At 61.0% G+C, this 13,553-nt stretch carries 14 protein-coding genes; 11 read left to right on the forward strand and 3 right to left on the reverse strand.

Annotated elements, in window-relative coordinates; all coding sequences use genetic code 11:
* Nucleotides 1-41: 41 nt before the first annotated feature.
* From AC1D17_RS11870 to AC1D17_RS11885, 4 genes are all read left to right on the forward strand, one after another.
* Nucleotides 42-1,556, forward strand: coding sequence for an MJ1477/TM1410 family putative glycoside hydrolase (locus AC1D17_RS11870; protein ID WP_477565612.1), 1,515 nt, complete (start codon nt 42-44; stop codon nt 1,554-1,556).
* Nucleotides 1,557-1,679: 123 nt separating this feature from the next.
* Entirely contained in the window at nt 1,680-3,506 is a 1,827-nt protein-coding gene (gene lepA, locus AC1D17_RS11875) for a translation elongation factor 4 (RefSeq protein WP_477565613.1), read from the forward strand.
* 58 nt (nt 3,507-3,564) lie between these two features.
* Entirely contained in the window at nt 3,565-3,795 is a 231-nt protein-coding gene (locus tag AC1D17_RS11880) for a type II toxin-antitoxin system CcdA family antitoxin (protein WP_477565614.1), read from the forward strand.
* Nucleotides 3,795-4,094 (forward strand): CcdB family protein, encoded by a 300-nt coding sequence (locus AC1D17_RS11885; RefSeq protein WP_477565615.1) that lies wholly within the window; start codon nt 3,795-3,797, stop codon nt 4,092-4,094. Before AC1D17_RS11880 ends, AC1D17_RS11885 begins: the two co-directional genes overlap by 1 nt.
* On the opposite strand, the gene AC1D17_RS11890 is transcribed toward AC1D17_RS11885, so the two are convergent.
* From AC1D17_RS11890 to AC1D17_RS11900, 3 genes are all read right to left on the reverse strand, one after another.
* The gene (locus tag AC1D17_RS11890; RefSeq protein ID WP_477565616.1) at nt 4,091-4,552 is read right to left on the reverse strand and encodes a GFA family protein; all 462 of its coding nucleotides are present in this window, start codon (nt 4,550-4,552) and stop codon (nt 4,091-4,093) included. The genes AC1D17_RS11885 and AC1D17_RS11890 overlap by 4 nt on opposite strands.
* A 115-nt stretch (nt 4,553-4,667) precedes the next feature.
* Entirely contained in the window at nt 4,668-5,429 is a 762-nt protein-coding gene (locus AC1D17_RS11895) for a pentapeptide repeat-containing protein (RefSeq protein WP_477565617.1), read from the reverse strand.
* Between the two features lie 122 nt (nt 5,430-5,551).
* Entirely contained in the window at nt 5,552-6,298 is a 747-nt protein-coding gene (locus AC1D17_RS11900) for a type 1 glutamine amidotransferase (RefSeq protein ID WP_477565618.1), read from the reverse strand.
* A 188-nt stretch (nt 6,299-6,486) separates the two neighbouring features.
* On the opposite strand from AC1D17_RS11900, the gene rbfA reads away from it, so the two are divergent.
* The 7 genes from rbfA (at nt 6,487) to pnp (ending at nt 13,531) form a co-directional block, all read left to right on the forward strand.
* The gene (gene rbfA / locus AC1D17_RS11905) at nt 6,487-6,906 is read left to right on the forward strand and encodes a 30S ribosome-binding factor RbfA (protein ID WP_477565619.1); all 420 of its coding nucleotides are present in this window, start codon (nt 6,487-6,489) and stop codon (nt 6,904-6,906) included.
* Nucleotides 6,906-7,361, forward strand: coding sequence for a hypothetical protein (locus tag AC1D17_RS11910; protein WP_037167412.1), 456 nt, complete (start codon nt 6,906-6,908; stop codon nt 7,359-7,361). Before rbfA ends, AC1D17_RS11910 begins: the two co-directional genes overlap by 1 nt.
* Before the next feature lie 3 nt (nt 7,362-7,364).
* A complete protein-coding gene (gene truB / locus AC1D17_RS11915; protein WP_477565620.1) occupies nt 7,365-8,300 on the forward strand; it encodes a tRNA pseudouridine(55) synthase TruB in 936 nt (311 codons plus the stop codon).
* Nucleotides 8,301-8,477: 177 nt separating this feature from the next.
* Complete coding sequence (locus AC1D17_RS11920) at nt 8,478-10,187, forward strand: sensor histidine kinase (protein WP_477565666.1); 1,710 nt, start codon at nt 8,478-8,480, stop codon at nt 10,185-10,187.
* A gap of 65 nt (nt 10,188-10,252) precedes the next feature.
* Entirely contained in the window at nt 10,253-10,588 is a 336-nt protein-coding gene (locus tag AC1D17_RS11925; protein WP_477565621.1) for an SH3 domain-containing protein, read from the forward strand.
* Between the two features lie 178 nt (nt 10,589-10,766).
* Nucleotides 10,767-11,036, forward strand: a complete 270-nt coding sequence (gene rpsO / locus AC1D17_RS11930; RefSeq protein WP_037103961.1) for a 30S ribosomal protein S15 — start codon at nt 10,767-10,769, stop codon at nt 11,034-11,036.
* 362 nt (nt 11,037-11,398) lie between these two features.
* Complete coding sequence (gene pnp, locus AC1D17_RS11935) at nt 11,399-13,531, forward strand: polyribonucleotide nucleotidyltransferase (RefSeq protein WP_264223008.1); 2,133 nt, start codon at nt 11,399-11,401, stop codon at nt 13,529-13,531.
* Nucleotides 13,532-13,553 lie beyond the last annotated feature (22 nt).

A 13,553-nucleotide genomic window follows, 5' to 3' on the forward strand; every position in this document is an offset into this window, starting at 1 on the left:
CTCCTATTCATTCCGCGGGAAACAGGAAACCGGTCCGCATCATGCTCAAGTTCACGACGTCTACCGGTGTCGTCAATGTCGACAACTGGGGCTACCAGTTGCAGGGGCTGAATGGCGACCCGCAAAACGTCAACCTGCTCATCTCCGCCACTCATGATCTGCTCGTCATCGATGCCTCGCGTGACGGCACCAATAGCGGGCGTTTCACGGTGGACGAAGTGACCCGCATGAAGGATGGCATGGGCGGGCGCTCCGTGGTCGTCTCCTATATCTCCATCGGCGAAGCGTCTGATTTTCGCGACTACTGGGACAAGGACTGGACCACCACGGGTAAAGCCACCGGCAAACTGACGGACGAGGCGCCGGACTGGCTCGGGCCTGTCAATCCCGATTGGCCGGAGTCGCGCAAGGTGCGCTACTGGGATCCGGACTGGCAGAACACCATGTTCAACGACCAAAAGACCGGCGATCTCGACGCCATCGTCAAAGCCGGGTTCGATGCCGCCTATCTCGACATCATCGACGCCTATTATTTCTGGGGTGCCGAAGTCTTGAAGGCCGATCGGCAGGCCGGCGATCCCGTCAACCAGAAACAGGCCGCGCAGCGCATGGTCGATTTCGTGGTCGCCCTGACGGAACATGCGCGCGAAACCAATCCGGACTTTTTCGTCATCCCCCAGAACGGCGCCTGGATCCTCAACGACCTTGGCAGCGACACCGCGCGCAAGCAGGCCTATCTGGACGTCATCGGCGGCATCGCGGTCGAAGATCTTTATTATCGCGGCGACAAGGACGAGAACAATCCGCTGAGGCCCGACGAAGAGACGATCGCAATCCTGAAGCGCGACTTTGTCGACAAGGGCATACCGGTCTTTGTGGTGGATTACATCAGTGGCACCGGGCGCGTTGATGCGTTCAACAAGATGGTCCTGGCCGACGGGTTCATTCCGTTCGCAGCACCCGAGCGGGATCTCGACAGGCTGGTCGGTACCTATGACGGCGACCCAGCCTATATCCGGCCAACCGCGCAGGCGGATACCCTGCGCGGCTCGAAGCTCGCCGACAAGATCGACGGTCTGGGCGGCGACGATAAGATTGCCGGGCGCGAAGGCAACGACGCGCTGTCGGGTGGAGACGGAAACGACACCTTGTCGGGCGGGCTTGGCAACGACAAGATTTCCGGCGGAGCCGGGAATGACAAGCTCTATGGCGGAGCGGGAAAAGATGCGCTCACAGGCGGCAGCGGCAAAGACCAATTCGTCTTCGATACCAAGCTCGCCACCGGCAATGTCGATACGGTCGCCGATTTCAGCGTTACCGATGATCAGCTTCTCTTGGACCACGACATCTTTTCCAAGCTACCGGTCGGCGCCCTGAAAGCCTCGGCCTTCGTCATCGGCACCAAGGCGGCGGATGCCGGCGACCGCGTTATTTACGATAGCAAGACCGGCAAACTCTTCTACGACGCCGACGGAACGGGCAAGGTCGCGGCGGTCCAGATTGCGCAGCTCGACAGCCAGCTCAAACTCACGGCTGACGATTTCCTGATCATCTGAAATCCGGCCAATGGCGTCCGCGCGTCTCGGCTTTTGCGGCAAAGAGCCGGGCTCCATTGCATTTCGTCGGCCGCGATCGGTAAAATTCTTTGCAGTTTCTAAGGTTCCATTGTATGCGGGCGCATGAGCACAACACCTTCAAAGACGCCCCTGTCGCACATCCGCAATTTTTCGATCGTCGCCCATATCGACCATGGCAAGTCGACGCTGGCTGACCGGCTGATCCAGTCGACGGGCGGCCTTGCCGCGCGCGAGATGTCGGAGCAGGTTCTCGATAACATGGATATCGAGAAGGAACGCGGCATCACCATCAAGGCGCAGACGGTGCGTCTGCATTACGTCGCCAACAATGGCGAGACCTATGTCCTCAATCTGATCGACACGCCCGGCCATGTCGACTTCGCCTATGAAGTCTCGCGCTCGCTGTCGGCCTGCGAAGGCTCGCTTTTGGTGGTGGATGCATCCCAGGGCGTCGAAGCCCAGACGCTCGCCAACGTTTATCAGGCGATCGACAACAACCACGAAATCGTCACCGTCCTCAACAAGATCGACCTGCCGGCCGCCGAGCCTGATCGTATCCGCGAGCAGATCGAGGAAGTCATCGGCATCGATGCATCGCAGGCGGTGCTGATCTCGGCCAAGACCGGGCTTGGCATTCCCGACGTGCTGGAAGCGATCGTGCATCAGCTGCCCGCGCCGAAGAGCGAGGGCGGCGAGATCGCGCCGCTGAAGGCGCTTTTGGTCGATAGCTGGTATGACACCTATCTCGGCGTCATCGTTCTCGTGCGTATTCTCGACGGCGTCCTGAAAAAGGGCCAGACCGTGCGGATGATGGGCACGGACGCCAAGTATCAGGTGGAGCGTGTCGGCGTCATCACGCCGAAGATGGTCACCGTCGATGCGCTCGGCCCGGGCGAGATCGGCTTCATCACGGCGTCGATCAAGGAAGTCGCCGATACCCGCGTCGGCGATACCATCACCGAGGACAAGCGTCCGACCGCCAACATGCTGCCAGGCTTCAAGCCGGCCCAGCCGGTGGTTTTCTGCGGCCTGTTCCCGGTCGATGCCGCCGATTTCGAGGACCTGCGTGCCGCCATGGGCAAGCTGCGCCTCAACGACGCGTCCTTCTCCTTCGAAATGGAATCGTCCGCCGCTCTCGGCTTCGGTTTCCGTTGCGGGTTCCTGGGCCTGCTGCATCTCGAAATCGTTCAGGAACGCCTTGAGCGTGAATTCGATCTCGACCTGATCGCGACCGCCCCGTCCGTCGTCTACAAGCTGTTCATGACCGATGGCACCGAGCGCGAGCTGCACAATCCGGCCGATATGCCAGATGTCGTCAAGATCGCCGAAATCCACGAGCCGTGGATCCGCGCCACCATCCTGACGCCGGACGATTATCTCGGCGGTATCCTCAAGCTCTGCCAGGACCGGCGCGGCATCCAGGTCGAGCTGACCTATGTCGGCACCCGCGCGATGCTGACCTACGACCTGCCGCTCAACGAAGTCGTGTTCGATTTCTACGACCGGCTGAAGTCGATTTCCAAGGGCTATGCTTCGTTCGACTACGCGATCACCCAGCATCAGGAAGGCCATCTGGTCAAGATGTCGATCCTCGTCAACGGCGAGCCGGTCGATGCGCTGTCGATGATGGTTCACCGCATGGCCGCCGAAAAGCGCGGCCGCGACATGTGCGAGAAGCTCAAGGAGCTGATCCCCAAGCACATGTTCAAGATCCCGATCCAGGCCGCCATCGGCGGCAACGTGATCGCCCGCGAAACCATCTCGGCGCTTCGCAAGGACGTCACCGCCAAGTGCTACGGCGGCGATGCCTCGCGTAAGCGCAAGCTGCTCGACAAGCAGAAGGCCGGCAAGAAGCGCATGCGCCAGTTCGGCAAGGTGGAAATCCCCCAGGAAGCGTTCATCGCAGCGCTCAAGATGGGCGACGAGTAATATCTTTTCTTCCATCGGCTATGCGCATACATTCAGCGCATAGCCGATGGAGAAGATCATGTCTCAGCCGTCCCGCAAGCCTGCCAACTTGTCCCTCGATAGCAACCTCGTCTCGCAGGCGCGCGATCTCAAGATCAATCTTTCGCGGGCAGCCGAAGATGGCATTGAACGTGCCGTCAAGGCCGAGCAGGAACGTCTTTGGCGGCTGGAGAATGCCGAGGCGATCGCGGCGTCCAATAAATATGTCGAGGAGCATGGCCTGCCATTGGCGAAGTATCGCCAATTCTGATGGCGAGATTTCACGCCTATCGCCTCAGGCAAAGCGGCGCGCTGGTGCTCGATCTGCAAGCTGATCTTCTCTCGGACTTGCAAACGCGAAACGTGGCGCCGCTTCTTTTGCCCGAACAACTCTCCCGTCTGATCGCACGCCTCAATCCAAAATTCGAAATTGGCGGCCGCACCTATGTCATGGCAACTCAGTTTATGGGGGTTGTGGCGTTGAATGAAATCGGAGAGACCGAGGCCGATCTCACCGGTCAAGCAAGCGCTATTACCGTAGCCACGGATTTCCTCTTCCAGGGATTTTAGGCGGACGCCGTCTGCCCGGCAAATTCCTTCAACAGCCCCTCATAGGCCTCCATCGGCGGAAATGTCTCGTAGGAGTGCGCGGCCGCCGTAGTGGCCCACGGCAGTTTCTCGCTGGTGAATGTCTCGATAAAGGGGGAAAACCCGCTTGTGTCGTCCAGCATGGTCGGGCGCAGGTTGACGAACCAGTCCATGCCTTCGGGGCGGGTGAACATCCAGGTCATGCAGTGCGGGCAAAAATAGTGGCGCGAGGCGCCGTGCAAGCCGCCGATCACCGGTTCGCCGGCAATGACTTCAAACCCGTCTGCCGGGATGGCGGCGCTCAGCGAATAGGCGCTGGAGGACATTTTCTGGCAGCCGGTGCAGTGGCAGGCCATGGTCAGAATCGGCGGAACGCTGATCTTCAGCCGCACCTGACCGCAACGGCAGCCGCCTTCCTGGGGGACATTCAGCTTGCTCATGTTTCGCTCCTCCGATTCTGCTGTTGAAGCTAGCGGAGATGCCGCTCTTGTCCAGTGTCGCCAATGATTGACGCGAGGCCGTACGGCTGATGAAACCGGTGGTTCGTTAGCCGGCTCAGTCTGTGTCGCAAGGCCATCCGGTGGGCGTGGTCAGCCCTTCTGGGAGCTTCGTCTCCTTGTCACCGCAGGCAAGCTCGATCTGGGCCTGTTCAAGACCCTTGGCTGCGGAAAGGTCCAGCCCTTCGATACGGGTGAGGAACATGAAGGCCCGATCGAAGTCCAGCGGGCCTTCGAAGGTCGCGCCACTGAGATTGGCACGGGACAGGTTGGCCAGCGAAAAGCGCGTGCCGGTCAGCACGGCGCCCTTGAACGTGACGCGGCCTGCCTCCGCCTTTTCAAAATTGGCTCCGGTGAGATCCGCGCCGCTGAAGTCGGCGCGCTGCAGTTCGGCGCCGGCAAACGAAGCGCCGGCGGCGGCAATATTGGCAAAGCTCGACCGATAGGCCTCAACATGGGCAAAATTGGCCTTTTCAGCCTTTGCACCGGCCAGCCATGCGCGGACCAGATTGGCCTTTTCCAGGTTGGCTGATGCCAGGTTCGAACCGCTGAGGTCGGTCAGCGAAAAGTCGGCGCCGGACAGGTTGGCGCCTTGGAGGTCGCTGGAAGGCAGCATCAGGTTCTTCTTGGTGCACTCGCTCCAGTCGAGCCCCGGCTCCGGCGTGCCGTTGCAAGAGGCGGCGGTGGCCGGTGAAGAGGCGGCAAGAGAGGTCGCCAGCACGACGGCGGGAAGCAGTGCGGCGGCGAGCGCCGGGATTTGTCCGGTTTTGCCAGTTGCCGGGGCAGTCCGGCGCCCGTCCCTAATGGAAAATATCGTCATGCGCTTCTCCGCTCCTCCGTCTGCCTCAGCCGGGCAAACTTCTTGCGCTTATAAAAGTGTGTCCTGTTGCAATAGATAGGAACCACACGTCTTTGCGGCAAATGGCTGAACACATTTATGTGTCAGGCGCTCACGCCGGCCATTTCCCGTGTACTGTTGTCAACGGCGGTCCGGATCGTTGCCACCCAGGCGCGGGCCAGCGCCAGACCGGCTGCATCCGCCTGTTGCGCATGCCGGGCGGCATGCTCCGAGTAATGCTCCAGCCAGTCCGGATCGAGACGGTTGATCGGCCCTGCGAAGGTTCGGTTCCAGCCCTCGACAACGCGCGTTCCCGCTTCGAAATGAAACTGCATGCCATAGGCGGCGCGGCCGACGCGAAAAGCCTGGTTGGCGACGGCCGGGTTTGTGGCCAGATGAACGGCACCGGGTGGAATCGTAAAACTGTCGGAATGCCATTCGAAGCTTTTGAAGGACGAGCCCGCGGCGCTCAGCACCGGATCGCGTTCGCCTTCTGCGGTCAACGCGACGCCATGCCAGCCGAATTCCCGAGTCTTGCCGAGCAGATTATCGCCGCCATGGGCGCGGGCCAGAAGCTGGCTGCCGAGGCAGATACCGAGCACCGACTTGCCGGCATCGGTGAAGGCGCGCATCAGGCGGGCAAGTTCCGGCAGGTAGGGGTGGACGTGATCGTCGACGGCACTCTGCTCTCCGCCGAGCACCACAAGGGCATCATGCCCGTGAATGTCGCCCGGCAGGGCTTGGCCGGTGAAGGGCTGGCGCAGGTCGATCCCGGCGCCTGCTTCCTCAAGCGCCACACCCACCTGCCCAAGGTCGGAATGCGCCATGTTTTCAATTACCAGAACCCGCATCCTGTCTCCGCCTGCTCGCCGTTGCAATCAGGTTGACCACGCCGCGGGCCTGCTTTCAAGAGGGTTGCAGGCCGATTTCGGCGCCGGCGCGGCCGGCCGGATCACCGGAAAGCCTTGACCTTTTGGCCTGAAAGTAGCATTGGACCGCCTTGGTCGCGTTCCTTGAAACGCCAGACATCGGAAAAACCATGAGTAAAGTGACATCCTCTGCCCCCTCGCAGCGCATGCTGAGGGTCGGCGAACAGGTTCGCGCAGGCCTGACACAGGTGCTGCAGCGCGGCGAAGTGCGCGATCCGTTGCTCGAGACGACGGTCATCTCGATTTCCGAAGTCCGCATGTCGACGGACCTGCGCGTCGCCACGGCCTTCGTGACGCCGCTCGGCGTTGCCGATCATGCCAACGTTATCGAAGCGCTGAACCGCCATGCCAAATATATTCGCGGCCGCCTGACGCCGCATATCCGGCAGTTGAAATACATGCCGGAAGTCCGCTTCAAGGACGATACCAGCTTCGACAACTACAAGAAGATCGATGAGCTTCTCCGGTCTCCGGAGGTCCTGCGCGACCTGAAGGACGAAGACGGCCTGAAAGATGAAAAAGGGGAGTGATGGCAAAGCATATCACTCTGGACGAACTCAACGGCTGGACGTTCGAGCAGCGCCAGACGTTCTATCGCAGCGGCCTTGCCCGCTTCGACAATGCCGAAGCCGTCAGGCTGGTCGAAATGATGGTCGCTTCCGGCCTGCCGTTTCGCCGTGGCAAGGAAATCGCCCATGGCGACCGCGAGATGAAGGCGCTCGAAGCCATCGTCTATTCGCCCTATAATGAAAAGCTGCTGCTTGAAGCCGCCGCATCCGGCAAGCCGCCGCTCGGTGCCATCGAGCCCTTGATGATCGAGGGCCTCGGCGAGGATTATCGCGCCGACAATGGTGCCACCATCGCTGCCGGATACCTGATCGCGCGCCGCCTCTATGCCCTCGGTTTCGAAAAGGGCAACAGCCAGAAAATGCCGGATGGCAGCGTTGCCAAGACGGCTGCGACGTTTCGCAAAAAAAGAGCCTGAACCATGTCAAAACCCCGCAAGCCCAAGGGCCGCCCGATTTCCGGCTGGCTGATCCTCGACAAGCCGCTGGACTTCGGCTCGACCGAGGCCGTGTCGAAGATCAAGTGGTTGTTCAAGGCGCAGAAGGCCGGACATGCCGGCACACTCGACCCTTTGGCATCGGGCATGCTGCCGATCGCGCTTGGTGATGCGACGAAGACGGTTCCCTATGTCATGGACGGCCGCAAGATCTATGAATTCGCCGTCGCCTGGGGCGAGGAGCGCTCGACCGACGATTTGGAAGGCGAGGTGACGCAGTCGTCCAGCGCCCGTCCGACCGAGGAAGACATTCGCGCGTTGCTGCCGAAATATACCGGAGTGATCAGCCAGGTGCCGCCGCAGTTTTCGGCAATCAAGATCGACGGCAATCGCGCCTATGATCTGGCCCGCGAAGGCGAAACCGTCGATATCCCGGCCCGCGAAGTGGAAGTGTTCCGCCTGTCGCTGCTCGGCTGCACGCCAAACCTTGCGCATTTCGAGATCGAATGCGGCAAGGGCACCTATGTGCGCTCGCTCGCACGGGACTTCGGCCGCGATCTCGGCTGTTTCGGCCATATCGCTTCGCTGCGCCGTAGCTTCGTGGCCCCCTTTGCGGAGGAAGCGATGGTGCCGCTGGCCGAACTGGTGGCGCTGGAGAAGATCGAGAGCGACGACGAACGGCTGGAAGCGCTCGATGCGTTCCTGATCGATACCGGCGAAGCGCTGTCGAACCTGCCGCACATCGCCATCACCGAAGACCAGGCGCACCGCTTGAAAATGGGCAATCCAATCATCCTGCGCGGCCGTGATGCGCCGATGGCGGAGCCGGAAGCCTATGCGACCTCGCGTGGCAAGCTCGTCGCGATCGGCGAGATCGGCGAAGGCGAATTCCGCCCGAAGCGCGTCTTCGTCACCGCTTGAAACCCGGATAGTCCCTCTTAGATTTCGCCGCACGGCATCGGTTGCCTTCCTGGGATCGGTGGCGCATGTTCCGGTCTGTGCTTAGGATTCGTGAACATCCCGGGTGACCCGCGTGTGACACGAATCGAAATCGGCGCATTGCCGATCATCGGGTATGGGGCTTTGGGTGATGGACGATTGAGTGACGGACTGGATAGAAAGGGTGCGCCGCGTGATCCTTGGGGGACGCTTCTGCGTTCCCGATTGAGACGCCCCCTGTCATTTTATCTGACCGTGCTGCTGCTCGTTGCAATCGTTCCGTCCTTCGTGTTTTCGATGATCATCCTGAAGCGCAGCGCCGACGAGCAGGAGCGTGTTGTGACCGCGCTGCTCAAGGCATCGACCGGCTCGGTCACCCGCCTGGTCGAGCGTGAGATCGACGGTATGCTGACCATGCTCAAGGTGCTGTCTGCTGCTGGCGCGAATGACGGCAACAAACTCGATCAATTTTATGACCGCGCGCGTTCATCGCTTGCCGATACGGACTCAAACCTGCTGGTGATCGACCGAGGATATAACCAGCTTTTCAACACCCGCGTCCCGTTTGGCAGCCCGCTGGGCAAGGCATCCGATCCGGCCTCGGTCGATCGGGCATTCCGAAGCGGCGGGCCATATATTTCAGATGTTTTCTTCGGAAAGACCGCGCAGAAATGGGTCTTTAACGTCTATTTGCCCATCACCACACCCCTTGGCAACAATGACTATCTTTTGACCCTCACGCGTAACGCCGAAAGCATGTCGAAGGCGGTCAACCGCGATGTGCTGTCGCCCGGCTGGAATGCGGCGCTGCTGGATAGCGCCGGCAACGTGGTCGCCTCTTCCGATCCGGCGCTTTCGGTCGGCAAGCCGTTTTTCATGGAGATCGTGCCGGCCTTGCGTGTCGGTGTCGGCGAGGCGGTCCACGATGGAATAGAATATCGCACGGTCACCGAATTTTCGGTGCTGACCGGCTGGAAGACCGTTGCATGGGCGAAGAACGCTGATGTTGATGCGCCTGTGCTGTGGTCCTATCTCTGGTTGTCGTTGGGCGGGCTTCTCTTTGCCGGCATAGCCATAGCCGGATCCGCCACCATCGCGGGGCTTCTGACGCAAGGCGTCAAGGTACTTGCCCGTGATGCCCATCTGCTGGGGGCGGGCCGGCCGATTGCGCCGCGCAAACATATGATCGTCGAGATCGAGACCGTGTCCTCCGCTCTCGCGGAAGCCGCGCAGGCGCGCAGAAAGGCCGAAAACGAAATCCGCTTCCTGATGCGCGAAGTGGCGCACCGCTCGAAGAACCAGCTGACCGTTATCCAGTCGATGCTCAACCAGTCGCTCAACGCGGCCGAAAGCCGTGTGGATTTCGCCGAAACCTTCCGCAAGCGTATCGCCGGCCTTGCCCGCTCGACCGATCTGATGATCGCCAATGCCGCACTGGGCGTGGATTTTCGCGAACTGGCGCAAAACCAGCTGCAGCCGTTCACGCCCGACGATCCGGGGAGGGTTCATCTGTCGGGACCGCCGGTGCGGCTGGATGCGCAGGTGTCGCAGACGCTCGGCATGGCCCTGCACGAACTTGCCACCAATGCGACGAAGTATGGAGCGCTTGCCAACAGTGGCGGTGTGATCGACCTCAAATGGTCTGTCTCCGATGGCACGTTTGAGTTCGTCTGGAGAGAAAAGGGTGCCGACATTGCTGCGGCGGATAGTGACAGCGTGCGAAAAGGCTTCGGCACCATGGTGCTGGAACGCATGCTCGGCATGGCGCTGGATGCCAAGCTGGAGCGGATCATGCACGACGACGGGATCGAATGGCGCGTCAAAATCCCGGATGAAAAGCTGAGCGCCGATCTCTCGGTTCAACCCTAGACGCGCTTTGCGCGCCGTCACGGGTTGCCTTATTTGACAGGTTACTTTGACTGAAAGGAATGCCGATGCCGCGAAAAAGTACCGGATTGGCCGCCCTTGCCGTTGCAGCGGCTCTCACGGCGACCGCAGGCGCGGCCCTTGGCGCGGATTGCGTCGTTGCCGACCCGACGGGAACGCCGCTGAATGTGCGATCCGGCCCCCAGGGCCGTGTCCTGTCCATTCTCGACAACGGCGCGCTCGTCGAGATCCTCGATGAGCGCGCACTTGGCGCCAAGCGATGGGTGAAGGTCGCCGCTGATGGCAAGGTGCTCGGCTGGGTTTTCGCCGCCTATCTCGATTGCACGATGGCGGATGACAACACAAAATCTGCCCCGATGCACCCGCGCACCCCGCCGCAATGATGGCGTGTTGAGCCATTGCGGCGCCTTTATCCGCCCTCTTTCTTTTTAATGCCGGATGGTTTATAGGCAGCGCCAGCATCAGACCCCGCTCTTCGCGGACTTTTGCCTTCATGGCCGCAGCTAGACGACATCCCGGCTGCTGGCGACCCGAAATCCTAAACATTGAAAGGATGACACGATGTCGATCACTGCAGAGCGCAAGGCTGCGCTTATCAAGGAATACGCAATCGTCGAAGGCGACACCGGTTCTCCGGAAGTCCAGGTTGCGATCCTCACCGAGCGGATCAACAATCTGACCGAACACTTCAAGGGTCACAAGAAGGACAACCACTCGCGTCGTGGCCTTCTGGCAATGGTTTCCACCCGCCGTTCGCTTCTTGACTATGTCAAGGGCAAGGAAGAGGCACGGTACACCAAGCTGATCACTGCTCTCGGCATTCGCCGCTAAGCCTTACACCGGCGGGACCCGTCAACACGGGGCCCGCCGGTTTGTTTTTTGCGGGGGAGATCCCGCGTTTGCGTCTCCAGCCAAGCCGAAACGGCGCCGTTGGAAGCGGACACCCAGCAGACCGGATGGGCCGGCTCTGCGGAACCAACCGATGACCTGTCATGGGGCAGGATTGCAGGATGCTTCGGCGCTTGCGCGTTTTCCACGCACCCGGAGCTTCAGGCTTTAAGGGAGCGGAACGCGCGCCGGCCGATTTTGGAAGCCTCCCGCTGTCTTGCCCGTGATGTGTCATATCAGCGAAAACACTGCCGCCCGCGCCACACTGGCTGCGGCGCGGCATTGCCGCACACGAAGGACAAAACATGTTCGATACCCACACAGTCGAAATTGAATGGGCAGGCCGCCCGCTCAAGCTCGAAACCGGCAAGATCGCCCGTCAGGCTGACGGCGCCGTTCTCGCCACCTACGGCGAAACCGTCGTTCTGGCCACCGTCGTTTCGGCCAAGGCGCCGAAGCCGGGCCAGGATTTCTTCCCGCTGACCGTCAACTACCAGGAAAAGACCTATGCTGCCGGCAAGATCCCGGGCGGCTATTTCAAGCGCGAAGGCCGTCCGTCGGAAAAGGAAACGCTGGTTTCCCGCCTGATCGACCGTCCGATCCGCCCGCTGTTCCCGGAAGGCTACAAGAACGACACGCAGGTCGTCGTCACCGTCGTCCAGCACGACTTGGAAAACGATCCGGACGTCCTGTCGATGGTTGCTGCTTCGGCTGCCCTGACGATCTCCGGCGTTCCCTTCATGGGCCCGGTCGGCGGCGCACGCGTCGGCTACATCAACGGTGAATATGTTCTGAACCCGCATCTCGACGAGATGGACGAATCGATCCTCGACCTCGTCGTCGCCGGCACCCACGACGCCGTCCTGATGGTTGAATCGGAAGCCAAGGAACTGAACGAAGACGTCATGCTCGGCGCCGTCATGTTCGGTCACAAGGGTTTCCAGCCGGTCATCGACGCGATCATCAAGCTCGCTGAAGTCGCCGCCAAGGAACCGCGCGACTTTACCCCGGAAGATCATTCCGAACTCGAAGCCGAAATGCTCGGTATCGCCGAAACCGAACTGCGCGCCGCCTACAAGATCACCCAGAAGGCTGATCGCTATGCTGCCGTCGACGCGGTCAAGGCAAAGGTCAAGGCCCACTTCTTCCCGGAAGGCGTTGAGCCGAAGTACACCGCCGAAGTCATCGGCGCCGTCTTCAAGCACCTGCAGGCCAAGATCGTTCGCTGGAACATCCTCGACACCAAGAGCCGCATCGACGGCCGTGATCTCGAGACCGTTCGCGCCATCGTTTCCGAAGTCGGCATCCTGCCGCGCACCCACGGTTCGGCGCTGTTCACCCGCGGCGAAACGCAGGCGATCGTCGTTGCCACGCTCGGCACCGGCGAAGACGAACAGTACGTCGACAGCCTGACCGGCATGTACAAGGAAAAGTTCCTGCTGCACTACAACTTCCCGCCCTATTCGGTCGGTGAAACGGGTCGCATGGGCTCTCCGGGCCGCCGCGAAATCGGCCATGGCAAGCTCGCATGGCGCGCCATCCGTCCGATGCTGCCGTCTGCCGACCAGTTCCCCTACACGCTGCGCGTCGTTTCCGAGATCACCGAGTCGAACGGCTCGTCCTCGATGGCAACCGTCTGCGGCACCTCGCTCGCACTGATGGATGCCGGCGTTCCGCTGGCCAAGCCGGTTGCCGGTATCGCCATGGGCCTGATCCTCGAAGGTGAACGCTTCGCCGTTCTCTCCGACATCCTCGGCGACGAAGATCATCTCGGCGACATGGACTTCAAGGTCGCCGGCACCGCCGACGGCATCACCTCGCTGCAGATGGACATCAAGATCGCCGGTATCACCGAAGAGATCATGAAGGTCGCGCTCAGCCAGGCGCAGGGCGGCCGCAAGCACATCCTCGGCGAGATGGCCAACGCCATCACCGAAGGCCGCAGCCAGCTCGGCGAATTCGCCCCGCGCATCGAAGTCATGAACATCCCGGTCGACAAGATCCGTGAAGTCATCGGTTCGGGCGGCAAGGTCATCCGCGAAATCGTCGAAAAGACCGGCGCCAAGGTCAACATCGAAGACGACGGCACGATCAAGATCGCTTCGTCCTCTGCCAAGGAAATCGAAGCGGCCCGCAAGTGGATCCACTCGATCGTTGCAGAACCGGAAGTCGGCCAGATCTATGAAGGCACGGTTGTCAAGACCGCCGACTTCGGCGCTTTCGTCAACTTCTTCGGCCCGCGTGACGGCCTCGTGCACATCTCGCAGCTCGCTTCCGAGCGCGTTGCCAAGACCTCCGACGTCGTCAAGGAAGGCGACAAGGTTTGGGTCAAGCTGATGGGCTTCGACGAGCGCGGCAAGGTTCGCCTCTCCATGAAGGTTGTCGACCAGGCAACCGGCAAGGAAGTTGCCAAGGCTGACGGCGAAGCCGCTGAATAAGCGCTCGGCCGTTTGAGAGACC

Source organism: Pararhizobium sp. P1_E7 (assembly GCF_056405855.1).

Bases quoted from the DNA above. Each gene is read 5' to 3' on its own strand.
- AC1D17_RS11870 (WP_477565612.1), top strand. From the start codon at position 42: ATGCTCAAGTTCACGACGTCTACCGGTGTCGTCAATGTCGACAACTGG.
- lepA (WP_477565613.1), top strand. From the start codon at position 1,680: ATGAGCACAACACCTTCAAAGACGCCCCTGTCGCACATCCGCAATTTT.
- AC1D17_RS11880 (WP_477565614.1), top strand. From the start codon at position 3,565: ATGTCTCAGCCGTCCCGCAAGCCTGCCAACTTGTCCCTCGATAGCAAC.
- AC1D17_RS11885 (WP_477565615.1), top strand. From the start codon at position 3,795: ATGGCGAGATTTCACGCCTATCGCCTCAGGCAAAGCGGCGCGCTGGTG.
- AC1D17_RS11890 (WP_477565616.1), bottom strand. From the start codon at position 4,552: ATGAGCAAGCTGAATGTCCCCCAGGAAGGCGGCTGCCGTTGCGGTCAG.
- AC1D17_RS11895 (WP_477565617.1), bottom strand. From the start codon at position 5,429: ATGACGATATTTTCCATTAGGGACGGGCGCCGGACTGCCCCGGCAACT.
- AC1D17_RS11900 (WP_477565618.1), bottom strand. From the start codon at position 6,298: ATGCGGGTTCTGGTAATTGAAAACATGGCGCATTCCGACCTTGGGCAG.
- rbfA (WP_477565619.1), top strand. From the start codon at position 6,487: ATGAGTAAAGTGACATCCTCTGCCCCCTCGCAGCGCATGCTGAGGGTC.
- AC1D17_RS11910 (WP_037167412.1), top strand. From the start codon at position 6,906: ATGGCAAAGCATATCACTCTGGACGAACTCAACGGCTGGACGTTCGAG.
- truB (WP_477565620.1), top strand. From the start codon at position 7,365: ATGTCAAAACCCCGCAAGCCCAAGGGCCGCCCGATTTCCGGCTGGCTG.
- AC1D17_RS11925 (WP_477565621.1), top strand. From the start codon at position 10,253: ATGCCGCGAAAAAGTACCGGATTGGCCGCCCTTGCCGTTGCAGCGGCT.
- rpsO (WP_037103961.1), top strand. From the start codon at position 10,767: ATGTCGATCACTGCAGAGCGCAAGGCTGCGCTTATCAAGGAATACGCA.
- pnp (WP_264223008.1), top strand. From the start codon at position 11,399: ATGTTCGATACCCACACAGTCGAAATTGAATGGGCAGGCCGCCCGCTC.